The 21,941-nt window shown below is 72.3% G+C and carries 23 protein-coding genes, 1 tRNA gene and 1 other RNA gene; 16 read left to right on the top strand and 9 right to left on the bottom strand.

Annotated features, from left to right (window positions below; all coding sequences use genetic code 11):
• The first annotated feature begins 77 nt into the window (after positions 1–77).
• A complete protein-coding gene (locus tag AB0K51_RS31395) occupies positions 78–1,286 on the top strand; it encodes a PP2C family protein-serine/threonine phosphatase (protein ID WP_363461065.1) in 1,209 nt (402 codons plus the stop codon).
• Between the two features lie 49 nt (positions 1,287–1,335).
• On the opposite strand, the gene AB0K51_RS31390 is transcribed toward AB0K51_RS31395, so the two are convergent.
• From AB0K51_RS31390 to AB0K51_RS31375, 4 genes are all read right to left on the bottom strand, one after another.
• Positions 1,336–1,824 (bottom strand): DUF5994 family protein, encoded by a 489-nt coding sequence (locus AB0K51_RS31390; RefSeq protein ID WP_363461063.1) that lies wholly within the window; start codon positions 1,822–1,824, stop codon positions 1,336–1,338.
• Positions 1,825–1,957: 133 nt separating this feature from the next.
• Positions 1,958–2,530 (bottom strand): DUF5994 family protein, encoded by a 573-nt coding sequence (locus tag AB0K51_RS31385; protein WP_363461061.1) that lies wholly within the window; start codon positions 2,528–2,530, stop codon positions 1,958–1,960.
• Between the two features lie 246 nt (positions 2,531–2,776).
• Positions 2,777–4,204, bottom strand: a complete 1,428-nt coding sequence (locus AB0K51_RS31380) for a DEAD/DEAH box helicase (protein ID WP_363461059.1) — start codon at positions 4,202–4,204, stop codon at positions 2,777–2,779.
• A 93-nt stretch (positions 4,205–4,297) separates the two neighbouring features.
• Positions 4,298–4,501: a cold-shock protein gene (locus tag AB0K51_RS31375; RefSeq protein ID WP_030918248.1), complete on the bottom strand. Its 204-nt coding sequence runs from the start codon at positions 4,499–4,501 to the stop codon at positions 4,298–4,300.
• Positions 4,502–4,949: 448 nt separating this feature from the next.
• Between AB0K51_RS31375 and AB0K51_RS31370 the strand changes: the two genes are divergently transcribed.
• On the top strand, positions 4,950–5,171 hold the full coding sequence (locus AB0K51_RS31370; protein ID WP_363461057.1) for a hypothetical protein: 222 nt from the start codon (positions 4,950–4,952) through the stop codon (positions 5,169–5,171).
• Positions 5,172–5,267: 96 nt separating this feature from the next.
• Here AB0K51_RS31370 and AB0K51_RS31365 read toward each other — a convergent pair whose 3' ends face one another.
• Entirely contained in the window at positions 5,268–5,966 is a 699-nt protein-coding gene (locus AB0K51_RS31365) for a GntR family transcriptional regulator (protein ID WP_363461056.1), read from the bottom strand.
• Between the two features lie 138 nt (positions 5,967–6,104).
• Here AB0K51_RS31365 and AB0K51_RS31360 point away from each other — a divergent pair, with 138 nt between their 5' ends.
• Complete coding sequence (locus tag AB0K51_RS31360; protein WP_363461054.1) at positions 6,105–6,644, top strand: YbhB/YbcL family Raf kinase inhibitor-like protein; 540 nt, start codon at positions 6,105–6,107, stop codon at positions 6,642–6,644.
• A 78-nt stretch (positions 6,645–6,722) separates the two neighbouring features.
• Here the strand turns inward: AB0K51_RS31360 and AB0K51_RS31355 are convergent, their stop codons facing one another.
• Entirely contained in the window at positions 6,723–7,568 is an 846-nt protein-coding gene (locus AB0K51_RS31355; RefSeq protein WP_363461052.1) for a helix-turn-helix transcriptional regulator, read from the bottom strand.
• 187 nt (positions 7,569–7,755) lie between these two features.
• On the opposite strand from AB0K51_RS31355, the gene AB0K51_RS31350 reads away from it, so the two are divergent.
• Entirely contained in the window at positions 7,756–8,517 is a 762-nt protein-coding gene (locus AB0K51_RS31350; RefSeq protein WP_363461050.1) for an SDR family NAD(P)-dependent oxidoreductase, read from the top strand.
• A 51-nt stretch (positions 8,518–8,568) separates the two neighbouring features.
• Here the strand turns inward: AB0K51_RS31350 and AB0K51_RS31345 are convergent, their stop codons facing one another.
• A complete protein-coding gene (locus tag AB0K51_RS31345) occupies positions 8,569–9,534 on the bottom strand; it encodes an NADP-dependent oxidoreductase (RefSeq protein WP_363461048.1) in 966 nt (321 codons plus the stop codon).
• 125 nt (positions 9,535–9,659) lie between these two features.
• On the opposite strand from AB0K51_RS31345, the gene AB0K51_RS31340 reads away from it, so the two are divergent.
• A complete protein-coding gene (locus AB0K51_RS31340) occupies positions 9,660–10,640 on the top strand; it encodes a helix-turn-helix domain-containing protein (protein ID WP_363461046.1) in 981 nt (326 codons plus the stop codon).
• Between the two features lie 62 nt (positions 10,641–10,702).
• Here the strand turns inward: AB0K51_RS31340 and AB0K51_RS31335 are convergent, their stop codons facing one another.
• Positions 10,703–11,020, bottom strand: coding sequence for a DoxX family protein (locus AB0K51_RS31335; protein WP_363461044.1), 318 nt, complete (start codon positions 11,018–11,020; stop codon positions 10,703–10,705).
• Positions 11,021–11,149: 129 nt separating this feature from the next.
• On the opposite strand from AB0K51_RS31335, the gene AB0K51_RS31330 reads away from it, so the two are divergent.
• Both AB0K51_RS31330 and AB0K51_RS31325 read left to right on the top strand, forming a co-directional pair.
• Complete coding sequence (locus AB0K51_RS31330; RefSeq protein WP_363461042.1) at positions 11,150–11,521, top strand: helix-turn-helix domain-containing protein; 372 nt, start codon at positions 11,150–11,152, stop codon at positions 11,519–11,521.
• Between the two features lie 287 nt (positions 11,522–11,808).
• Positions 11,809–12,852, top strand: a complete 1,044-nt coding sequence (locus AB0K51_RS31325; RefSeq protein WP_363461040.1) for an NAD(P)-dependent alcohol dehydrogenase — start codon at positions 11,809–11,811, stop codon at positions 12,850–12,852.
• Between the two features lie 219 nt (positions 12,853–13,071).
• On the opposite strand, the gene AB0K51_RS31320 is transcribed toward AB0K51_RS31325, so the two are convergent.
• A tRNA-Ser gene (locus tag AB0K51_RS31320) sits at positions 13,072–13,156 on the bottom strand.
• Between the two features lie 132 nt (positions 13,157–13,288).
• Between AB0K51_RS31320 and ffs the strand changes: the two genes are divergently transcribed.
• The 9 genes from ffs (at position 13,289) to AB0K51_RS31275 (ending at position 21,795) form a co-directional block, all read left to right on the top strand.
• Positions 13,289–13,379, top strand: an RNA gene (gene ffs / locus AB0K51_RS31315) — signal recognition particle sRNA small type.
• Positions 13,380–13,450: 71 nt separating this feature from the next.
• Complete coding sequence (locus tag AB0K51_RS31310; protein WP_363461038.1) at positions 13,451–15,646, top strand: DNA polymerase III subunit gamma and tau; 2,196 nt, start codon at positions 13,451–13,453, stop codon at positions 15,644–15,646.
• 106 nt (positions 15,647–15,752) lie between these two features.
• Positions 15,753–16,091 (top strand): YbaB/EbfC family nucleoid-associated protein, encoded by a 339-nt coding sequence (locus AB0K51_RS31305; RefSeq protein ID WP_363461036.1) that lies wholly within the window; start codon positions 15,753–15,755, stop codon positions 16,089–16,091.
• Between the two features lie 193 nt (positions 16,092–16,284).
• Positions 16,285–16,884, top strand: a complete 600-nt coding sequence (gene recR, locus AB0K51_RS31300; RefSeq protein WP_363461077.1) for a recombination mediator RecR — start codon at positions 16,285–16,287, stop codon at positions 16,882–16,884.
• A complete protein-coding gene (locus tag AB0K51_RS31295; protein ID WP_363461034.1) occupies positions 16,877–17,620 on the top strand; it encodes a DUF5063 domain-containing protein in 744 nt (247 codons plus the stop codon). The genes recR and AB0K51_RS31295 overlap by 8 nt, the downstream gene beginning before the upstream one ends.
• A 236-nt stretch (positions 17,621–17,856) precedes the next feature.
• A complete protein-coding gene (locus AB0K51_RS31290) occupies positions 17,857–19,137 on the top strand; it encodes an aspartate kinase (protein ID WP_363461032.1) in 1,281 nt (426 codons plus the stop codon).
• A gap of 242 nt (positions 19,138–19,379) precedes the next feature.
• Positions 19,380–19,907, top strand: a complete 528-nt coding sequence (locus AB0K51_RS31285; protein ID WP_363461075.1) for a SigE family RNA polymerase sigma factor — start codon at positions 19,380–19,382, stop codon at positions 19,905–19,907.
• Positions 19,900–20,922 (top strand): hypothetical protein, encoded by a 1,023-nt coding sequence (locus tag AB0K51_RS31280; protein ID WP_363461030.1) that lies wholly within the window; start codon positions 19,900–19,902, stop codon positions 20,920–20,922. The genes AB0K51_RS31285 and AB0K51_RS31280 overlap by 8 nt, the downstream gene beginning before the upstream one ends.
• Before the next feature lie 90 nt (positions 20,923–21,012).
• Positions 21,013–21,795: an SURF1 family protein gene (locus AB0K51_RS31275; RefSeq protein WP_363461028.1), complete on the top strand. Its 783-nt coding sequence runs from the start codon at positions 21,013–21,015 to the stop codon at positions 21,793–21,795.
• The last annotated feature ends 146 nt before the right edge of the window (positions 21,796–21,941 follow it).

Below are 21,941 nucleotides of genomic sequence, written 5' to 3'. Positions count from 1 at the left end.
TCGGGCGTAATGGAGAGGACCGGCCCCCGCGACGGGCCGGGGACGGGCCCGGAGCGGTTCGGAGAGGCGGGCATGTGGTGAGCGGCGACGGCGGACGGCGACCCGCGACGGTGCCGGACCGGACGACGGCGCCCGGGGAACACCTGCTGGGCGTGCTGCTCGACCTGGCGGGGGAGTTCGCGCCGCCGCTGATCCCCCCGCTGGTCGTGGCGGCGGTGGCCGGGCTGGGCGGCCGGGAGCCGGCGTTGCTGCTGCAGGACTACGGCCAGCTGGTGCTGGTCCCGCTCCCCGGCGACGGCCTGGCCGAGGGTCCGCCGGTGCCGATCGCGGACTCCGCGGCGGGCGAGGCGTTCCTGCGCGGCGTCCCGGTGGAGGTGCCGCAGGCCGACGGGGTGCGGGTGTACCTGCCGCTGCTGGACATCGGTGCCGAGGCGGGGGTGCTGGCCCTCACCCTGGACGCGGTCGGTGACGACGCCCGGCTGCTGTTGCGGCGGCTGTCGGTCCTGGTGGCGGACCTGCTGATCACCAGGAGCGGCTACACCGACCTGGTCTTCCAGGCCCGGCGGCTGGAGCCGATGAGCGTGGCCGCCGAGATCCAGTGGTCGCTGCTGCCACCGCTGTCGATGTCCGTCCCCCGGGTCGCGGTGGCCGGCATCCTGGAGCCCGCCTACCAGGTGGCCGGCGACAGCTTCGACTACGCGCTCAACGGCGACGTGCTGCACGTGGCCACCCTCGACGCCATGGGCCACGGCCTGGACGCCGCCACCATGGCGACGGTGGCCATCGGCGCGTACCGGCACGCCCGCCGCGCCGACGTCGGACTCGCCGAGGTCTACGCCTTCATGGACCGGGCCATCGCCGAGCAGTTCGGCCCCGACCACTTCGTCACCGCGCAGATGATGCGGCTCGACACCGTGACCGGCCGCCTCCAATGGGTCAACGCCGGTCACCCGAAGCCGCTGCTGATCCGCGACCACGCGGTCGTCGAGCGGCTGGAGAGCGCCACCACGCTGCCGGTCGGCTTCGGCGGCGAGCAGCCGGTGATCAGCGAGCGGCAACTCCGGCACGGGGACCGGGTGCTGTGCTTCACCGACGGCCTGGTCGAGGAACGGGGCGCGAGCGGCGAGCAGTTCGGCGAGGAGCAGCTGATCGACTGGGTCAACCGCATCGAGCGCGCCCGCTCGGGCGTGCGGGCCACGGTGCGCGCCCTCTCGCACGCGCTGAAGGCCCGCCGGGGCGGGCGTACCAGCGACGACGCCACGCTGTTCCTGATCGAGTGGCGCTGAGCGGCCCGAGGACCGCTCGCCCGGGCCGCCGGTCCGGCGTCAACTCACGTCATCCGAGCAGGAGTTCCTCCGCCGACGCGCGGTTGCCGGTCGCGGAGGCCCCGGCCATCGCGGCCGCGGCCGTCCCGGGTGAGGTGTCCGGCGGCACCACCAGGAGCAGGAAGTGGTCCTGGAAACCCCGGGTGACCCTGATCGTGGCGGCGCTGCCGTCGAACCAGTTGATCCTGATCATGACGCCGTTGACCGCGACGGAGCGGGGCACGCCGTCCCAGGCCAGGGCGTCCAGGCCCACCCGGACGATCCGGCCCAGGTGGGCGCCCAACGCGGTGACCAGGTCGGGAAGTTCGGTCACGATCCGGGTCGAGCGGGGCCACCACGCGCCGTCGAAGACACCCTCCCTGAACATCGTCGGCTCCAGCGCCAGGCGCGGCAGCAGGGGAACTCCGGGCACCGACCACCGGCCGGGGGAGGAGGGAACGGGAAGGGGGATCGACGTCACGGCGGGCCGCCCGTCCGGTCCCGTTGAGGGACCACTCATGACCCAGGGCGACGCCGGCGCGGATGCCGGTGTGCGAAATGTCCTCGGTTGTACGTCCCACGGTACTCCGCACACTCCGTATTCGGGTGCGTACCCGCGACTCGCTGCGTACCGGAGCTGACGCTCCGTCCGCCTACCGGGCCGCCGTCCAGTACGCGGCCCGCTGCTGCGCGGAAGCCGCTCGCCGACCGGCCCCGGGGACGCCGTCGAAGCGCGCGGCCGCCGCCGACAACGAGCCGGAGCGTACCCGCGGACCCTCCCTGCGGCGGACCGGCTCGCCGGCGAGCAACTCGCTCGCGGTCCTGGTGTTCCGCGGGTCGGACGCCTCGGCCATGAGCCTGGCCGTGTCGATCACGTCCGTCTGCGGCGGGACGACCATGAGGTCCAACCGCCGACGGTACGAGCAGAGCATGATCACGTGCTTGTCCTGCTCGGTCGTGTACCAGCCCGCGTGGATGACGTGGCCCGCGACCGGAATCCGCCGCGGGATGATCGGCCACTGCGCGGGATTCACGGTGATCCGCGTGACCCGGCCCCATCGCTCGTCCATCTCGGCTGCCAGCGAAGGGAGTTCGAGGAGGAGATCACCGGACCGGGGCCACCAGGCGCCGTCCAGTCGGCCCGGCTTCACCCCCGCGGGCGCGAGCAGGAGGCGCAGGGCGAGGCCGGTCGTGGTCGGTGCATCGCGATCGACGATCGCATTCATGGTCGAAGACCCGTCTCCGAGCCCGGCCTTGCCGGATCCGGGATAGCCGTTCGCCGGAGACGACGCCAGTGTCCGGTGCCGGCATGCGGAACGTCTCCGGTGGCTTCCACACTACTCCCGACCTGACCGGGGCCGGTCCCTCGCGTGCTCGCCGCCGACCGGCACTTCGTTCCCCGGATCCACCGGCCCGCACCTCACTGACCGTCAGCTCGCCGAGAGACACCGCCGGTCGTCGGTCGTTCGCGACTATCCGTTGTACGACCGGCGCGAGGTGCCGTGCGAGGCGTCAGCGGTCTGCCGGGTGCGGGCGGTGGAGCCGGGGCTGCCGGACCGGTTCCGGCCGGTCGGCCGGCTGTGGCGCGGGCGCTCGACGACGGGGTCGGGGACCACCACGGGCACGCCGGTGGGCACCCGGGCGCCGGTGATCCGGGCCAGTTCCGCACTGCCGGCGACGACCCTGGTGGTGACGGGGGTGATGCCGGCCGTGCTCATCATCCGGTCCATCCCGCGCCGCTGGTTGGGGAGGACCAGGGTGACGACGGTGCCGGACTCGCCGGCCCGGGCGGTGCGTCCGCCGCGGTGCAGGTAGTCCTTGTGGTCGGCGGGCGGGTCGAGGTTGACCACCAGGTCGAGGCCGTCGACGTGGATGCCGCGGGCGGCGACGTCGGTCGCGACGAGCGCGGCCACCTGCCCGGTGCGGAACTGCTCCAGGGTGCGGGTGCGCTGCGGCTGGGACTTGCCGCCGTGCAGGGCCGCGGCCTTCACCCCGTTCGCCAGCAGCTTCTCGACCAGGCGGTCCGCGCCGTGCTTGGTGTCGATGAACATGATCACCCTGCCGTCCCGGGAGGCGATGTGGGTGATCGTGGCGTTCTTGTCCGCGTTCTGCACGTGCAGCACGTGGTGCTCCATGGTGCTGACCGCTCCCGCCGACGGATCCACCGCGTGCGTGACCGGGTCCTGCAGGAAACGCCGCACCAGGCGGTCGACGTTGCGGTCCAGCGTGGCGGAGAACAGCATCGTCTGGCCGCCGTCGGCGACCTGTTCGAGGAACTCGGTGACCGTCGGCAGGAAGCCCATGTCGGCCATCTGGTCGGCCTCGTCGAGGACGGTCACCTCGACCCGGTCCAGTCGGCAGAGCCGACGCTCGATCAGGTCCGTGAGCCGGCCGGGCGTGGCCACCACGACCTCCGCCCCGCGGTTCAGCATCTGCGCCTGCCGGCGGACCGGCATCCCGCCGACCACCGTGGCCATCCGTACGCCCGTCGTCTGGGCGTACGGGGTGAGTGCCTCGGTGACCTGCTGCGCGAGCTCGCGGGTGGGGACCAGGATCAGCGCCAACGGGCAGCGCGGCTCGGCCTCCCGCCCGGCGGTGCGGGCCAGCACGGGGAGACCGAACGCGAGGGTCTTGCCGGAGCCGGTGCGGCCCCGCCCCAGCACGTCGCGGCCCGCCAGCGAGCTCGGCAGCGTCGCCGCCTGGATCGGGAACGGCGAGGTGACGCCCTTCCGACCCAGCATCGACAGCAGTTCCTTCGGCAGGTCCAGTTCCTCGAAGGACTCGACGGCCGGCAGCGCGGGCACGGTGCTCACCGGTACGGCGAACTCCCGTCCGGAGCCGTCGACCGGAGCGGACCGGGAGCCGGTGTTCTGGTGCGGCGAGCGACTGGAACGGTTCATGGGAAAGCCTTCCAAAAGCCGAGGGGCCCGCACCGGGCGATATACACGCGGTGCGGGCCCCTCGCTGCCAGGCGATTGCCGCGGCAGTGCGAACTACAGCGGGCGGATGTTCTCGGCCTGCGGGCCCTTCTGGCCCTGCGTGACGTCGAACTCGACCTTCTGGCCCTCGAGCAGCTCGCGGAAGCCGTTGGCGTTGATGTTCGAGTAGTGGGCGAAGACGTCCGGGCCGCCACCCTCCTGCTCGATGAAGCCGAAGCCCTTTTCCGCGTTGAACCACTTCACGGTGCCATTAGCCATGTAAGAAATCTCCTTCAAGGGACTTTCCGGCGGCCGCACGTTGCGAACGCCGAGTCACCGCGATGAGAACCCGCCCGGAAAACACCCGGAAAACAAAAATGCGCCCGCGATACAAGAGCAGGCGCACACAAAGTTAATGGGAACCACTACTGCAACTACGCTCGACTGTAGCAGCCCCGAGCCCGCAGCGGGCGGAAATCTCCCCCCGAGTTTTTGGCGGGTTTTCGCCGGTGGTATCGGTTTCAAGTCGCCTTGTCGGTCAACGGGCCTTTCATGAAGGGCAGTTGATCGGGTTGTATGCCCTGCTCCGGTCCGCCGGTCGACCCGCGGCGGTCCTCCGGGCCCGCGCCCCGAGGGTGCCGTTCGACACACCCGGCATTTCGGACTCCACGGAATTCGGGCGCTCCGGACGTCCCCACCCCGCTCCCCGCGGCGCATACTGGCCCGGATGAGAAAACCTGAGCCAGTCCGTCGGCACCTGCCCACCAGTCCCTTCAAAGCCAGGACCGAAGCACCGCGCAAGCACTTCGCCGTCGGCGACCGCGTCACCCATGACTCCTACGGCCTCGGCCGGGTCATCGGCGTCGAGGGCGACACCGCGGTACTGGTCGACTTCGGATCACGACAGGAGCGCATCATCCAGCCGTACACCGGGATGTTCAACCTCTGACCCGCCCACCGCAGACCGCCCGCCCACCGCAGGCCGCCCTCGCCGAACTCCCCGCCGCCCACGACGCCAGGCGGCCACCGGCTCGGCGACGGGCGGTCACGTCTGTCCGGTCTCGGGCGAGGAGTCGGCCAGCCCGGCTGCGGTCAGCGTGAGGTGCCGGACCAGCGCCGCGGCCGCCGTGTCGGCGTCGCGGGCCAGTGCCGCCTCCTCCAGCAGACGGTGCTCCTGGGCACCGTCGCGGTCGGGGACGCGCTGCGCCGACCAGCGGCGGGCGAGCTCGCTCGCGGTCCACATCCGGTCGAAGGTCTCCAGCAGGACGGGGTTGCCGCACCCCTCCAACAGGGTCCGGTGGAAGACCCGGTGCGCCTCGGACCACGCGGCGCTGTAGTACTCGCCATCCTCGGGGACGTACGCGGGAGTGCGGGCCAGGCGGTGGTGGGCCGCTCGTACGCGCGCCTCCCAGTCGATGTCGCCGCGCGCGATGGACATCCGCAGCATGGCCGGTTCGATGGTCCGCCGCGCCTCCCCGATCTCCTGCCAGCGGCGGTCGGAGAAGGCCGGCACGGCGAAGCCGCGGTTGGGCAGCCGGTCGGCGAGGCCCTCGCCCACCACCCGCAGGAGCGCCTCCCGCACGACGGCCAGGCTGACGCCCTGTCGCTTGGCGAGCTCCTGCGGTTTGAGGGCGACGCCCGGGCCGTAGTCCCCGCGCATGATCGCGTCCCGAAGGCTCGCGTAGACCTGCTCGGAGAGCATCTGCTTCCCCGCCGAGGTGGGGGTGTGGGCCGCCTGAGTCATGGCCCTCAGCATAGACGGCCGAGCAGATAATCGATTATCAGTGATATCGTCGATCACATGAACAGTCGAGGGCGACAGGTGCTCCGCGCCTCCTCGGCTGACCGCACCACCACCCCACAGCCCGAAAGGAACGACGCTTTGAGTGCCAACGACCCCTTTGCGCGTCTCCCCGAGGCGGCCTCCTTCACCGTCACCAGCGGCACCGTCACCGACGGCGGCGCGTGGTCGCCCGAGCAGTTCTCCGGCATCTTCGGCGTCCCGGGCGGGAAGGACGTCTCCCCGCAGCTGTCCTGGAGCGGCGCGCCTGACGGCACCAAGGGCTACGCCGTCACCGTCTACGACCCCGACGCCCCGACCGGCTCCGGTTTCTGGCACTGGGCGGTCGCCGACATCCCCGCCACCGTCACCGAACTGCCCGAGGGCGCCGGCGACGACACCGGCTCGGGCCTGCCCGAGGGGGCCTTCCAGCTTCCCAACGACGCCCGCGCCGCCCGCTACATCGGCGCCGCCCCGCCGCCCGGGCACGGCCCGCACCGCTACTTCGTCGTCGTGCACGCCCTCGACGTCGAGTCCATCGGCGTGGCGGCCGACGCCACCCCGGCCGTGCTCGGCTTCACCATGGCCGGCCACACCCTCGGCCGCGCGGTCCTCACCGCCACCGCCGAGACCCCCGCCTGACCGGCGGCATGTCCCCGCTCAGAGACCCCGTCAGCCTCACCGCCGCCCACGTCTTCGTGGACGAGCGCTGACACCCACTCAAGGAGACAACGACGCCGTGTCGGTGGACCCGGGGAGCGAGAGTGCGGCGAGGAGCCGCAGCTTCTCGTCGCTGTCGCTGTCCTTGTCGGGGTAGTAGACGACGAGGATGACGTCCTCGATGGCGAGTTTGTCGCGGTGGAGGCGCAGGTCACCGACGACGGGGTGGTGGACCGTGGTGGTGCCTCCGTCGAGGGTGCGGACGTCGTGGCGGGCCCACAGGGTACGGAACCGCTGACTGGACAGGGCGAGTTCGCCGACGAGTTCGACGAACCGGGGGTTGTCGGTGTCCTCGCCGATCGTGGTGCGGAGGGCGGCGACGAAATCGGCGGTGGCTCTGGCCCAGTCCTGGTGGAAGGCCTGTTCCTCGGGATCGAGGAGGAGGGAACGCAGCCGGTTCTGGCCGGGCCGCAGGCGCGGCGAGAGCGCGACCGCCATGCGGTTGGAGGCCAGCACGTCGAACGCGCGCCCTTCGACGAACGCGGGGATCTCGAGGTGGGCGAGCAGCTCGTGCACCCGCGCCGGTACGTGCTCGGGCCGCCTGCGGCGCGGCGCCCTGGGGCGTGCCGCCGTGAGGCCGAGCAGGTACGTCCGTTCGACGTCGTCGAGGTGCAGGACGCGCGCGAGGGATTCGAGGACCTGCGGTGAGGGGTTCCGGTCGCGGCCGCGTTCCAGACGGAGGTAGTAGTCCGGACTGATGCCGGCGAGCAGGGCGACTTCCTCACGGCGCAGGCCGGGCACGCGGCGGTTGCCCCCCGGCGGCAGTCCTGCCTGCGCCGGGGAGACCAGCTCGCGCCGGGCGCGGAGGTAGCCGCCGAGCCGGTTGCCGGATTCGTCGTCCTTCATGCCGACACCGTAATCCGGTGCGGGTGTCCCAGCGGGGGCCCTGGCAGGACCAGGGAAGACGGGAGCCCTGCCCCGTCCGGCGGATGTCGCCAAGACTGCGAGAGCACCGTTCCGACAGGGACGGAGACCATCACTGGCCGCGCCGTGGGCTTGCACCGACGGCGCCCTGGAGTGAAGGGAAGATCCCGTGGATCTCTCCAACCGCACCGTTCTCGTCGTCGGCGGAACCTCGGGTATCGGGCGGGAGCTGGCCCGGCGGTTCGCTGCGGCGGGCAGCACCGTGGCCGTCGGCGGCCGCAGCCCGGAGGCGCTCTCGGACCTCGCCGCGGAAGGCTTCACGACGATCGGCATCGACGTCACCGACGGCGCCTCCGTCGCCTCTGCCCGGGACACCGTGCTCGCCCGGTACCCCGAGCTGGACACCGTGGTGACGATGTCGGGCGTCATGCTCCTGGAGGACCTGCGCGACCCCGCGCACTTCGCGACGGCAGCAACGACGATCGACACCAACCTGCTCGGCACGATCCGGGTCGTCGACGCCTTCACCCCGCACCTGGTGCGGCGAGGTCAGGGCACCTTCATCACCGTCACCTCGGGCATCGCCTTCCTGCCGTTCCCTCCCATGCCCAGCTACGCCGCGTCGAAGGCCGCGGTGCACGCGTACTCCGAGGCACTGCGCGCCCAGCTCGACGGCACCGGTGTCGGCGTCGTCGAGCTCGTCCCCCCGGCCGTCGCCACGGCGGGCCAGGAGAAGGTGAACCCGCACGCGCTGCCGCTCGACGACTTCGCCACCGAGGTCATGCAGCTGCTCTCGCAGGACCCCACCCCGCACGAAGTCCTCGTGCGGGGCGTCCTCGGGCACCGCTGGGCCGAGCGCGACGGCACCTACGCCGACCTCGTCGCCCAGCGCTCCCGGGCCCTGGCCATGCTCCCCGGCCGCCGGGGCTGACACCGTATGTCGTCGTGCGCGGCGTGACCCCCAACTCCCAGGAGAGGAAGTTCAGTCGGCAACGGTGAGGACGATCTTGCCGCGGGTGCGGCCGGCTCCGAGCCGGTCGTGGGCCGCGCCGGCCTGGTCGAGCGGGAAGGTCTCCTCGACCTCGACGGTGACCTCGCCGGCGTCGATCAGGCCCGCGATCGTCGCCAGTGCCGGACCGTCCGGCTCGACCAGGTACGGGGTGACCCGCACGCCGGCCGCTGCGGCGGCCGCGGCCAGTTCCGGGGAGACGCCGGCCGGGACGGCGACCAGCAGGCCGCCCGGGCGCAGGACCTTCAGCGAGCGGGTGCTGGTGTTGTCGTGGGCGTCGCCCACCAGGTCGATGACCACGTCGACGTCGGCGACGGCGTGCTCGAAGCGGGTGGCGGTGTAGTCGACGGTCTCGTCGGCGCCGAGTTCCTTGAGCCAGGGGTGGCGGGCGGCGCTGGCGGTGGCGATCACGTGGGCGCCCAGGTGGCGGGCGAACTGGACCGCGAAGTGGCCGACCCCGCCGGCGGCGGCCGTGATCAGGACGCGCTGGCCGGCCTGCACGTGGGCGGTGTCGACCACGGTCTGCCAGGCGGTCAGCGCCGCCAGCGGCACGGCGGCGGCGTGCGCGTGGTCGAGGGTGGCCGGCTTGCGGGCCCACTGGCGGGCCGGTGCGGTCACGTACTCGGCGTAGCCGCCGGCGGCGCGCGGGAACCACGGCATGCCGTAGACCTCGTCGCCGACCTCCAGCGTGGTCACGCCGAAGCCGACCTCCTCCACCACCCCGGACACGTCCCAGCCCAGGATCAGCGGAAACGTCTGCAGTCCCGCCATTCCCTGGCCCTCGCGGGTCTTCCAGTCCACCGGGTTGACGCCCGCGGCGTGCACCCGTACCAGCACCTCGGTCGGCAGCGGCTCGGGGCGCGCGACCTGCTCGACGGTCAGCACCTCCGGCCCGCCGAACTCCGTGATGGTGACCGCCTTCATGGTGTTCCCGCTCATGTCGCCCACTCCTTTCGTCCCACACCTCATTGCACCGGGACCGTTCTCCCGACGGAAGAAAGACTCGCGGTCGGCGGCGCGGGCGAGTGAGTGGCCGGGAGGCCACCTGTCGTACCATTCCGGCCATGCCACATCGTGTCGTCGTTCTCGCCCTCGACGGAGTCCTGCCGCTGGACCTGGGCATCCCCGCCCGGGTGTTCAACGAGGCCCGTGCGCCGGACGGGAGCCCGCTGTACTCCGTCAGCACCTGCTCCCTCGGCGGCCGGCCGGTGCGCACGCACGAGGACTACCGGATCGTCGTCGACCACGACGAGTCGGCCCTGGAGACCGCCGACACCGTCGTCCTCGCCACGCAAGAACCCGGCGAGCACCTGCTCGCGACCGGCGCGCTCCCCGCGGAACTCGCCGCGGCGCTGGACCGGATCGGGCCGCGGACCCGCATCGTCAGCCTGTGCACCTCGGCCTTCCTCCTCGCGGCGGCCGGCCTGCTGGACGGCCAGCGGGCCACCACGCACTGGACGCTGTGCGACGCGCTGGCGCGGCTGTTCCCCGACGTCGACGTCGATCCGGACGTGCTGTTCGTCGACAACGGACGCATCCTCACCTCCGCCGGCGGAGCGGCCGGCATCGACCTGTGCCTGCACCTGGTCCGCCTGGACCACGGAGCGGCGGTGGCCTCGGCCGCCGCGCGGCGCTGCGTCGTGGCGCCGTGGCGCGAGGGCGGGCAGGCCCAGTTCATCGAGCACCCGGTTCCGCAGGACACCGACCGTTCCACCTCGGCGACCCGGCAGTGGGCGCTGAACCGGCTCGCCGAGCCGATCGGACTGGAGGACATGGCCCGGCACGCGCACATGAGCGTGCGCACCTTCACTCGCCGGTTCCGCGGCGAGGTGGGCAGCAGCCCGTTGCAGTGGCTGGCGCAGCGGCGGCTGGCGCACGCGCGCCTGCTGCTGGAGTCCACCGACCTGGCCGTCGCACGGATCGCCACCGCCTGCGGCTTCGGCGACCCGGTCGCCCTGCGCAAGCACTTCCACAAGCACCTGGGCCTGTCACCACTGGCCTACCGTCGCGCCCACAGCGCACCGGAGCCGATGACGGCACGGTGACCACGCGGCCGAGCGACCGCCGTTCCAGGCCGCCGTCGCTCGGTCCGCGTGGTCACGGCGGATCAGAGGGTGGCAGCGCGCAGCACGATCAGGGCGACGGAGACCACGGTGAGGACCGCCGCCGGAGGCGCGCCCTTCCGGTCGCCGACTCGCAGGTGCGAGGCGACCGCCCCGGCGAAGTAGCCCGTCAGGCCGATCGCGGCCGCGATTCCGACGGGTCCCCACCAGAGTCCGGCGATCGCGCCGACCGCGCCCGCGATCTGAGCGCCGATCAGGAGAGCCATCATGCTCTGCGGCACTCCGAGCGTGGACATCTGCTCGGTGATGTGTCGCGTCCGCAGGGACTTGGCCCCGGCCGAGACCAGGAGAACCGCCGACATGAGCACGGTGAGAAAGGCAAGGGAGGCGAACACGGCTGAAACCTCAATCATGCGAGATGCGAGCAAGGGACGTGCGCACCTCGACGACGATAGGCGGCCGATAGGTACCTTCAGGTAACCTTCGAGGCCATGAGCCAGCGACCCGGAATCGCCTTCCTCGCCGACTGCCCCGCCCTCCTGGCCATGGAGATCATCGCCAGCAAATGGTCCATGGTCACCCTCTTCGCACTGACCGAAGGCCCGCTGCGCCACGGCGAGTTGGTCGACCTGAGCGGCGGCATCTCCCGCAAGGTCCTGACCCAGACGCTGCGCCGACTCCAAGCCAACGGCCTCGTCGAACGGCACGCGTACGCCGAGGCACCACCACGCGTCGAGTACAGCCTGACCGCCCTCGGGCGAACCCTCGAGGAGCCCATCAGAATGCTCACCGCCTGGGCCCGCGAGAACGGCGAAGCCGTCGTCACCTTCCGCGAATCAGCCGCCACGGCCGCAGCCACGTAGGCGGGGTGGGCGACCCCGGTGAACACCCCTCCTGTTGACGAGAACCTGAACCGTTTCTGACGGGGTCACTCGTGGCTCCGTTGATGGCGAAGTGCAGCCGCCACTCGTCACCGATCGGTGGCGGCGGAACATCGTCTCCGCACTCGCGGTGCAGCGGCTGAAGTGAGAGCGCTCGGACACCCTGACTTGCGAACTGCGCCGCCATGCCTATGCGTGACTGATTCCCCGGCGTCGTGATCTCCATAGTGTTCCTGTCGAGGCCACAACCCACGGACAGGACAGGAACGATGACGGATCTGCAGAGCTGGACCGGTACCGCCTACCACCTCGACCGCCCGCAGGACGGCCTCGACGGACTGGCCGTCCGGGAACAGCGGCTCGCGGAGCCCGGACCTCACCAGGTGCTGATACGGGTGCGTGCGGCCTCGCTCAACCGCCGGGACCTGATGCTGCTCGCCGGGACCTACCCGGTTCCGGCGACACCCGGCATCGTCCCGCTCAGCGACGGTGCCGGCGAGGTCGTGGCGGTCGGCAAGGGCGTGCAGCGCGCCGCCGTGGGTGACCGGGTGGCCGTGACCTACTTCCCCCGCTGGATCGACGGCCCGATGACGCTGCCGCTGGTCGGCGAACAGTACGGGGCCAACCTGAACGGAATGCTGGCCGAGTACCAGGTGGTCGACGAGGAGTCGGTGGTGCAGATCCCGGCCCACCTCTCCTACGAGGAGGCGGCGACGCTTCCGTGCGCCGCTGTTCTGGCCTGGTCGGGGCTGACGACCGGGCCGCGTCCGATGGGCGAGGGTGACACCGTTCTGGTCGTCGGTGCGGGCGCGGTGGCCTTGTTCGGCGTGCAGCTTGCCGCCGCCCTGGGCGGCCGTGTCATCGTCGTGGCCTCCGGCGAGGAGAAGGGCAAGCGGCTGAAGGAGCTCGGCGCTGCCGAGGTGCTGGACCGGCGGGTGACGCCCGACTGGCAGCTCGCGGTCGGCGAGCTCACCGCCGGCCGCGGCGCCGATCTCGTCCTGGAGGCCGTCGGGGCGCCCAGCATCGCCAAGTCCATCCAGTCGGTCGGCTTCAACGGCCAGATCTCGGTGACCGGAGCCTTCCCCGCAGGCGGAACGGTGATCGACCCCGAAGTGTTCAACGGCCGCTACTTCTCCTTGCAGCGGCTGGCGGTGGGCAGTCGGACCAGCTTCGAGCGCCTGAACGCGACTCTTGCCGACCATGCCCTCCACCCGGTGGTCGACCGCGTCTTCACCTTCGACGAGGCAGTCAAGGCCTACGAGCACCTCAGCACCGGCAGCCCCTTCGGCAAGGTAGTGATCAGCATCCCCTGACCCGGGCCCAGGGCCGCAGTTGCACCCCTGCCGGGGCCTGTCTTGAGCGGGGGTGCGCCGCGATCAGAGGGTGCCTACGCCAAGAAGCTCGCGAGGAGGCCCAGTTGTCGCAGTTCCGCCGCCCCCATGCCTGACCACCAGAAATGCAGTCATCAAGACACGACGAAGGCCCCGACCGGAATCCGGTCGGGGCCTTTCGTTTGCCCTGGCGGACAGATGCGGAGGATACGAGATTCGAACTCGTGAGGGGTTGCCCCCAACACGCTTTCCAAGCGTGCGCCCTAGGCCTCTAGGCGAATCCTCCGTGGGAGAGCTTAGTACATGTCGGGGGGTGGTTGCGAACCGCTGTGTCGCAGGTGGGTGGGCGGGGAGACCTGCGGATCGGAGATGGGGGTGGGTGGGGGGAGTGGGGGATGGGATCCGCTACTCTTGGGGCAGCCCCTCGTGTGGCGTTATCTCTCTGAACCCCCCCAGGGCCGGAAGGCAGCAAGGGTAGGAGGGCTCTGGCGGGTGCGCGAGGGGTCCTTGCGTTCCCGGGGACGGACGGGTGAGTGGTCGGGCGTCCCGTTTGTCTGTTGGTCCCGATATCGTCGGTGGCGTGTCCCTAGCCCTGTACCGCCGCTATCGCCCCGAGACCTTCGCGGAGGTCATCGGGCAGGAGCACGTGACCGCCCCGCTCCAGCAGGCTCTGCGCAACAACCGCGTCAACCATGCGTACCTGTTCAGCGGGCCGCGCGGTTGCGGCAAGACGACCAGTGCCCGGATCCTGGCCCGCTGCCTCAACTGCGAGCAGGGGCCGACCCCGGAGCCGTGCGGGGAGTGCCAGTCCTGTCGGGACCTGGCGACCGGTGGCCCCGGCTCGATCGACGTGATCGAGATCGACGCCGCCTCGCACGGTGGTGTGGACGACGCGCGTGAGCTGCGCGAGCGGGCGTTCTTCGCGCCGGTGCACAGCCGCTACAAGATCTTCATCCTGGACGAGGCGCACATGGTGACCTCGGCCGGCTTCAACGCGCTGCTCAAGGTGGTCGAGGAACCGCCGGAGCACCTGAAGTTCATCTTCGCCACCACCGAGCCGGAGAAGGTGATCGGGACCATCCGCTCCCGCACCCACCACTACCCGTTCCGCCTGGTACCGCCCGGGACGCTGCGCGACTACCTCGCGCAGGTCTGCGGACGCGAGCAGATCCAGGTCGAGGACTCGGTGTTCCCGCTGGTGGTGCGGGCCGGCGCCGGTTCGGTGCGTGACTCGATGTCGGTGATGGACCAGCTGCTGGCCGGCGCCGCCGAGGGCGGTGTGACCTACCAGATGGCCACCGCCCTGCTCGGGTACACCGACTCCGCGCTGCTGGACGAGGTGGTGGACGCCTTCGCCGCACAGGACGGCGCGACGGTCTTCCAGGTGGTGGACCGGGTGGTCGAGGGCGGCCACGACCCGCGGCGCTTCGTCACCGACCTGCTGGAGCGGCTCCGCGACCTGGTGATCCTGGCCACCGTGCCGGACGCGGGGGAGAAGGGCCTGATCGACGCTCCCGCCGACCGGGTCGCGGTGATGCAGGCCCAGGCCGACCGCTTCGGTCCGGCCGAGCTCAGCCGCGCCGCCGACATCGTCAACTCCGGCCTCACCGAGATGCGCGGCAACGCCGCCCCCCGGCTCCAACTGGAGCTGATCTGCGCCCGGGTCATGCTGCCCGGCGCGTACGGCGACGAGTTGTCGATGCAGGCCCGGCTGGACAAGCTGGAGCGGCGCGCATCGACGGGCGGCTTCGCCGCGCCGGTGGCGTTCCAACCGGCCCCGGCAGCAGTCCCGACCACAGCCACGGCAGCAGCTCCGGTCGCCGCGCCGATGCCGCAGGAGGCGCCGGTCGTCCAGCCCGCGCCCACCGCGCAGGCACCGGCACCCGCCCCCGAGCCCGCCGGTCCCGCCCCCGGCGCCTGGCCGATCCCGCGCAGCTTCCCGCCCGCGGGAGAGCAGCCGGCACCGCAGCAGCAACCCCCGGCCCAGGCCCCGGCTCCCGCTCCGGCGCCGCAGCCGGTCGCGCCACAACCGGTCGCCCCGCAGCCGGTAGCCCAGTCGTCCGCCCAGCCCTCGGCCGCGGCGCAGCAGGGCGCGGCGCAGATCCGGCAGATGTGGCCGCAGATCCTGGAGGCGGTGAAGAACCGCCGCCGGTTCACCTGGATCCTGCTCAGCCAGAACGGCCAGGTGGCGGGCTTCGACGGCAGCACCCTGCAGGTGTCGTTCGTGAACGCGGGCGCCCGGGACAGTTTCGTCGGCAGCCACAGCGACGAGGTGCTGCGGCAGGCGCTGTCGGACGCCCTGGGCGTGGACTGGCGGGTGGACTGCATCGTCGACCCGTCCGGCGGCACCTCGGGCGGCGTCGCCACCGGCGCGGCCCCCACCGGCAACCCCACCGGCAACCCGGGCGGAAACCCGGGCGGCACCGCAGGCTGGTCCACCCCGCCCCGAGCGCCCCAGCCGGTCGCGCCGCAGCCCGCCCCCGTCCAGCAGAGCGCACCGCAGCCCACAGCTCCCCCGGCGTACCAGCCGGTGCCGTCCGCGCCCCCCGCGCCCCCCGGCCCCGCCACGCAGTCGGCCACCAGTCCCTCTCAGCCAGCCGCGCAGCCGGGTGCCCCGGCCGCCGCGGTGCCGGCCGCACCGATGGTGGCGCCGGAGGACGACATCCCGGAGGAGGACGACCCGGATCTCGACGAGGAGGCGTTCTCCGCGCAGGAGTTGATCGTCCGTGAGCTGGGGGCGACGGTGCTGGAGGAGATCCACCACCGGCCGAACTGACGCTGCGCGGACGGCGGGCCGCGTAGGCTCGGGGACGAGGTGCCAGCGCCGGTGCCACGGGTGGTCCGGTGCTGGCGTGAGACGCCGACGGACCGAGGAGAGTTCCGTGTTTCCTGGTGGTGGCCAGCCGAACATGCAGCAGCTGCTGAAGCAGGCGCAGAAGATGCAGGAGGAGCTCGGCCGGGCTCAGAAGGAGCTGGCCGAGACGAAGGTGAGCGGGTCGGCGGGCGGTGGCCTGGTGGAGGCGACGGTGACCGGGGCCGGCGAGCTGGTGGCGCTGACCATCGCCCCGGCGGCGGTGGACCCGGACGACACGGAGACCCTGGCCGACCTGGTGCTGGCGGCGGTGCGCGACGCCAACGCGGCGGCGCAGAAGCTGCAGGCGGAGCGGATGGGCCCGCTCACCCAGGGTCTCGGCGGCGGCATCCCGGGCCTGCCGTTCTGATCCGTGCCACCCGTCGGGCGGGCGACCAGGGCTCGACCAGCCTGAACGTCACCTGACAACTGATTGTGTGATTTATGAGCTAGTCGGGCGTCGGCCGGTGTGTCCGGCGCCCGATTCGTTGGATGATGGCACCGGTGCATGGCAGCGGTACACGGCACCGGGGTGCGAGCCCCGGTCGAAGGAAGGCGTGGCGGTGTACGAGGGCGTGGTGCAGGACCTGATCGACGAGCTGGGCAGGCTGCCCGGAGTCGGTCCGAAGAGCGCCCAGCGGATCGCCTTCCACATCCTGCAGGCCGATCCGGTGGACGTCCGCCGGCTCGCGTACGCGCTGCAGCAGGTGAAGGAGAAGGTCCGGTTCTGCGTGGTCTGCGGCAACGTCGCGGAGGCCGAGCAGTGCCGGGTCTGCCAGGACCCGCGCCGGGACCTCGCGGTGATCTGCGTGGTGGAGGAGCCCAAGGACGTGGTGGCGATCGAGCGCACCCGCGAGTTCCGCGGCCGCTACCACGTGCTGGGCGGGGCGATCAGCCCGATCGAGGGGGTCGGTCCGGACGACCTGCGGATCCGTGAGCTGATGACCAGGCTCGCGGACGGCACGGTCACCGAGCTGATCCTGGCCACCGACCCCAACCTGGAGGGGGAGGCGACCGCGACCTACCTGGCCCGGCTGTGCAAGCCGATGGGCCTCAAGGTCACCCGGCTGGCGAGCGGCCTGCCCGTCGGCGGGGACTTGGAGTACGCCGACGAGGTCACCCTCGGCCGGGCGTTCGAAGGGAGACGACTGCTCGATGTCTGACCGAACCGACACCGCTGACCCAGCCGGTACCGCACACCCCTCCGGTACCGCCCACCCTGCCGGTACCGCGCACCCCTCCGGTACCGCCGACGCCGCGGACCGCACCCACACCCTCACCGACACGGACGCGCCGGACGACTTCGCGGTCCAGATCGCCGACTCGGTGGAGAGCTTCGTGCTCGCCGTCACCGAGGTGGCCAAGGGGGACGAGCCGGGCAGCGCGATCTCGCTGCTGCTGCTGGAGGTGTCGCAGCTGCTGCTGGCGGGCGGTCGGCTCGGTGCGATCGAGGACGTCCTGCCGGAGGACCGGTTCGAGCCGGACGCCGGCCCGGAGCCGGACGGCGTGGAGCTGCGCGAGCGGCTCGCCGAGCTGCTCGCCCCGATCGACGTCTACCACGAGGTCTTCGACCCGTACGGCCCGCCGGAGAAGCCCAGCGCGTTCCGGATCTCGGACGACCTGGCCGGTGTGGTCAGCGAGTTGAACCACGGTCTGACGCACTACCGGGAGGGCCGGATCTCCGAGGCGCTGTGGTGGTGGCAGTTCTCGTACCTGTCCAACTGGGGTTCGACCTGCTCCGCGGTGCTGCGGGCGCTGCAGTCGCTGATCGCGCACGTGCGGCTGGACTCGCCGCTGGGCGCGGTGCCGGACGGCGCGGACACCGACGACGACGGGCTGACCGACGAGCAGCTGGAGCAGCAGGCGGGCGACCTGATGGCGGCCGAGCTGGGGCTGTAGGGCCGGAGGGCGACGGTGTGACGCATCCGTCACCGGCGGGCCGGAGGCGAAAGTTCCGATACCGCCGGGGCGGCGTCGGCGGCGATTCTTCGGAACGGGTGGCCGCGGTCCGCAGACCTGCCGGTCGGCGGTGACCAGGGTTCGATATTCGCATCTCACCATGTGGAAAGCGCCGGCCGGGGCAGACCCGCTCGTTAGACTGACCGCGACCTACCACCCCAAGTCGAGGAGCCCCCGTGGGCCTTGTCGTGCAGAAGTACGGCGGCTCATCCGTCGCGGATGCCGAGGGCATCAAGCGCGTCGCCCGCCGAATCGTGGACACCCGGAAGGCCGGCCATGAGGTCGTCGTCGTGGTCTCCGCGATGGGTGACACCACGGACGAGCTCATCGAACTCGCGGAACAGGTGACGCCTATTCCGTCCGGCCGTGAGTTCGACATGCTGCTGACCGCCGGAGAGCGCATCTCCATGGCGCTGCTGGCGATGGCGATCCGGACGCTGGGCTTCGACGCCCAGTCGTTCACCGGCAGCCAGGCCGGCGTGATCACCGACTCGACGCACAACAAGGCGCGCATCATCGACGTGACGCCGGGCCGGATCCGCAACGCCCTGGACGAGGGCAACATCGCGATCGTGGCCGGCTTCCAGGGCGTGTCGCAGGTCTCCAAGGACATCACCACGCTGGGCCGCGGCGGCTCCGACACCACCGCGGTGGCGCTGGCGGCGGCGCTCGGCGCCGAGGTCTGCGAGATCTACACCGACGTGGACGGCGTGTTCACCGCCGACCCGCGGGTGGTCAAGAAGGCCCGCAAGATCGACTGGATCGCCTTCGAGGACATGCTGGAGCTGGCCTCGTCCGGCTCCAAGGTGCTCCTGGACCGCTGTGTGGAGTACGCACGGCGCTACAACATCCCGATTCACGTACGCTCGTCGTTCTCCGGTCTGCCGGGGACGATCGTCAGTGGTACCAACCCGAACAAGCCCGAAGGGGGCGAGATGGAGCAGGCCATCATCTCCGGAGTCGCCCACGACACGTCGGAGGCCAAGATCACGGTCGTCGGCGTCCCGGACAAGCCGGGCGAGGCGGCCCGGATCTTCCGTGCGATCGCGGACGCCGAGGTCAACATCGACATGGTGGTGCAGAACGTCTCCGCCGCCGCCACCGGCCTCACCGACATCTCCTTCACCCTTCCGCACACCGAGGGCCAGAAGGCCATCGACGCGCTGAACCGGGTCAAGGACGGCATCGGCTACGAGTCGCTGCGCTACGACGACGCGATCGGCAAGATCTCGCTGGTCGGCGCCGGCATGCGGTCCAACCCGGGCGTCACCGCGACGTTCTTCGAGGCGCTCTCCGAGGCGGGCGTCAACATCGAGCTGATCTCCACCTCGGAGATCCGGATCTCGGTGGTCACCCGCGCCGAGGACGTGCCGGAGGCGGTCCGCGCCGTGCACACCGCCTTCGGCCTGGACAGCGACAGCGCCGAGGCGATCGTCTACGGCGGCACCGGACGCTGAGCGTCCCTCAGCGGGGGTTGTGTGCGGGACGGGTGAAGCGGACCCGGACCGTCCGCGAGGTCTGCCAGAATCCCCCTTCGGAGCGAGCACGCTCCGGAGGGGGATTCCCGGCTTGCGGAAGAATGCCCCTGCGGTGAGGGCAACCAGGACAGGGGATCGTGTGTCCAACCAGCGTGACGAACGTGACGGGGGCAGCGGTGGCCATCACCCTGCCCGGGGCGGCCCGGCGGGTCGGTAGTCGGATGGGTCTTGCTGCGGCGGCGGCAGACGCGACCGGGGCCAGCGTCGACCAGCTCACCGACACCTACCGGGCCCATTACCGTTCCCTGTTGAGGTTGGCCGCACTGCTGCTGGACGACCTCTCCTCCTGCGAGGACGTGGTCCAGGAGGCGTTCATCCGGGTGCACGCCGCCCGGCGCCGGGTCCGTGATCCGGAGAAGACCCTCGCCTACCTGCGGCAGACCGTGGTCAACCTCTCCCGCTCCACGCTGCGCCGACGCCTGCTCGGCCTGCGCCTGCTGCCCAAGCCGATGCCTGACATGGCCAGTGCAGAAGAAGGGGCCTACGATGCGCTGGAGCGCGACCAACTGAAGGCCGCGCTACGGGGGTTGCAACGCCGTCAGCGGGAGGTGCTGGTGCTGCGCTACTACGCGGACCTGACCGAGGCTCAGGTCGCCGAGCTGCTCGGCATCTCCATCGGCTCGGTCAAGGCGTACGGCTCCCGCGGACTCGCGGCGCTGCGGGTCCAGATGGAGACCGGCGATGAGTGAGCCGGGCCTGACCGAGGACCAGCTGCGCGAACGGTTCCACCGGGCGGTCGCCGCGGTGCAGCCCGATCCCGCGGCGCTGCCCCGGCTGCGGGCCGCGGTGCCGCGCCGCCGGGTCAGACGGCGCCGCGCGTGGAGCGGCGCGGCCGTGCTGGCCGCCGCGGTGATCACGCTGCCGGTGGTGCACGCCGCGCAGCCGTTCAACCTCTCCGGGGACTCCACCGGCGGCTCGGTCGGCGCCGCCGACCACGACCGCCCCCCGCACCCCGGCGGCATCCGCTCCGACGCCCCGCACCGGCCCTCGCCCGGACCGCAGACCGGGCACGGCGGCGGCACCGACCCGTCCGCCTCGCCCGCCGCCTCCGGCACCCCCACGGGACTGCCCGTCACCCTGCCCGCCTGCACCCGTACCGACCTCGGCCGGGCCGACGCCCGGCAGGCCGCCGCCGAACCCGACACCGGGCGGCTGTACGGCTGGTTCCAGCTGACCAACACCGGCGGACGGCTCTGCCGGGTCGCCGACCCCGGGGTGTTCACCGTCGGCGGCGCCGCCGGCGTCCAGCTCACCGCGCACATCGCCGGCGACCCGGCCGCCTCGCTGCCCGACCCGGCCGTCCTCCCCGCCGAGCTGCTGCTCGCCCCCGGGGACTCCTACCTGGTGCGGTTCGCCTGGGTGCCGCAGCGCTGCGCCGCCGCCTCGCCCGCGCCCAGCGGCCCGAGCGGCCCGCTGCCCTCCGCGGCCGCCAGCACCGCCGCCGCCCAGCCCGCCGCCGACCCCGCCCCCGGGTCCAGCCTGGCCCCCGGCGTCGACCCCAGCCCCAGCGCCAGCCCGACACCCAGCGCCAGCCCCAGTCCCAGCCCGGCCGCCACCGGCTTCGCCCTCGGCTACGCGCCGGACACCGCCTCCGGCCCCGCCGCCACCACCGCCCTGCGCGGCGACTGCGGCGGCACCGTCTACCGCTCCGGCCCCGAGCGCACCCCCGCCGGCCCGACCGCCTCGGCCACCCCCGCACCCTGACGTCCGCTCGGCTCCGACGGCCGGGCGACGCCCGTCCCGGGCCGGGACCCGGCGGTCCCGGGCGTTGTCAGGAGTGGTTACCGTGGTGGGGTGTACCGGTTCCTGCTCAGCCCGCGGTGGCTCGTCGGCACGGTCGTCGCGGTGGCGGCGATCGTGGTCTGCCTGATGCTGGGCTCCTGGCAGCTGGGCCGGTTCGAGTCGCGGGTGTCCACCCACAAGGAGAACGCCACGGCCACGGCCGCCGCCGCGCAGGCCGCCGCGGAGCCGCTGGCGACCGTGCTGCCGGGCGGCGCGGCGAAGGTCGGGACGGACACGGTGGGCCGGGCGGTGAGCGTCACCGGCGAGTACGACGGGGCGCACCAACTGCTGGTACCGGGCCGGGTCGTCGACGGCCGGTCGGGCTACTACGTGCTGACCCCGCTGCGCACCGGTGACGGCCGGGCGGTCGCGGTGGTGCGCGGCTGGGCGGCGGGGGAGCCGGGGACGGCTCCGGCGGCGCCGACCGGGCAGGTCAGCGTCCAGGGGCGGTTGCAGGCCCCGGAGACCAGCGGCAGCGGCGGCGCGGTGGCGGGCGGCCTGCCCGCCGGGCAGCTGGGCACGATCAGCCCGGCGACGCTGGTCAACGTGCTGCCGTACCCGCTGTACGACGGCTGGGTCGCGGCGGACCAGGTGCCGGCCGGGCTGACCGCGGTGCCCACGGTGCAGCCGGAGGGCGGCGACGGGCTGAGCCTGCGGGCGTTCCAGAACCTCGGCTACACCCTGGAGTGGTTCGTCTTCGCGGGCTTCGTGGTCTTCATGTGGTTCCGGCTGGTGCGCCGCGAGGCGGAGGCCGCCCAGGACCGGGCCCTCGGACTGGACCCGGTCCTGGACTGACCGCGCTGACGGCCCGTCAGCTCACTTCTTCGGCGACGGCGAGGCCGCGCCGGCCGGCGACACCGCCGGGGCCGGCGACTTCGCGCCCGGCGCCGGACTCGCGCAGGCACTGGCCGAGGGCAGCGGCGGGGCGGCCGCGGCCGAGG

This window comes from Kitasatospora sp. NPDC049285 (genome assembly GCF_040678815.1).
GTDB lineage: Bacteria > Actinomycetota > Actinomycetes > Streptomycetales > Streptomycetaceae > Kitasatospora.
Note: the sequence above shows the minus strand (reverse complement) of the source record. Positions and strands in the feature narration are given on the sequence as shown.

What these genes read in the sequence shown, in the direction of transcription:
- AB0K51_RS31365 (WP_363461056.1), bottom strand. Translation starts at nt 5,966, where the DNA reads ATGACTCAGGCGGCCCACACCCCCACCTCGGCGGGGAAGCAGATGCTC.
- AB0K51_RS31285 (WP_363461075.1), top strand. Translation starts at nt 19,380, where the DNA reads ATGGGTCTTGCTGCGGCGGCGGCAGACGCGACCGGGGCCAGCGTCGAC.
- AB0K51_RS31295 (WP_363461034.1), top strand. Translation starts at nt 16,877, where the DNA reads ATGTCTGACCGAACCGACACCGCTGACCCAGCCGGTACCGCACACCCC.
- AB0K51_RS31390 (WP_363461063.1), bottom strand. Translation starts at nt 1,824, where the DNA reads ATGAGTGGTCCCTCAACGGGACCGGACGGGCGGCCCGCCGTGACGTCG.
- AB0K51_RS31330 (WP_363461042.1), top strand. Translation starts at nt 11,150, where the DNA reads ATGAGCCAGCGACCCGGAATCGCCTTCCTCGCCGACTGCCCCGCCCTC.
- AB0K51_RS31380 (WP_363461059.1), bottom strand. Translation starts at nt 4,204, where the DNA reads ATGAACCGTTCCAGTCGCTCGCCGCACCAGAACACCGGCTCCCGGTCC.
- AB0K51_RS31385 (WP_363461061.1), bottom strand. Translation starts at nt 2,530, where the DNA reads ATGAATGCGATCGTCGATCGCGATGCACCGACCACGACCGGCCTCGCC.
- AB0K51_RS31370 (WP_363461057.1), top strand. Translation starts at nt 4,950, where the DNA reads ATGAGAAAACCTGAGCCAGTCCGTCGGCACCTGCCCACCAGTCCCTTC.
- AB0K51_RS31345 (WP_363461048.1), bottom strand. Translation starts at nt 9,534, where the DNA reads ATGAGCGGGAACACCATGAAGGCGGTCACCATCACGGAGTTCGGCGGG.
- AB0K51_RS31355 (WP_363461052.1), bottom strand. Translation starts at nt 7,568, where the DNA reads ATGAAGGACGACGAATCCGGCAACCGGCTCGGCGGCTACCTCCGCGCC.
- AB0K51_RS31325 (WP_363461040.1), top strand. Translation starts at nt 11,809, where the DNA reads ATGACGGATCTGCAGAGCTGGACCGGTACCGCCTACCACCTCGACCGC.
- AB0K51_RS31335 (WP_363461044.1), bottom strand. Translation starts at nt 11,020, where the DNA reads ATGTCGGCGGTTCTCCTGGTCTCGGCCGGGGCCAAGTCCCTGCGGACG.
- AB0K51_RS31280 (WP_363461030.1), top strand. Translation starts at nt 19,900, where the DNA reads ATGAGTGAGCCGGGCCTGACCGAGGACCAGCTGCGCGAACGGTTCCAC.
- AB0K51_RS31375 (WP_030918248.1), bottom strand. Translation starts at nt 4,501, where the DNA reads ATGGCTAATGGCACCGTGAAGTGGTTCAACGCGGAAAAGGGCTTCGGC.
- AB0K51_RS31340 (WP_363461046.1), top strand. Translation starts at nt 9,660, where the DNA reads ATGCCACATCGTGTCGTCGTTCTCGCCCTCGACGGAGTCCTGCCGCTG.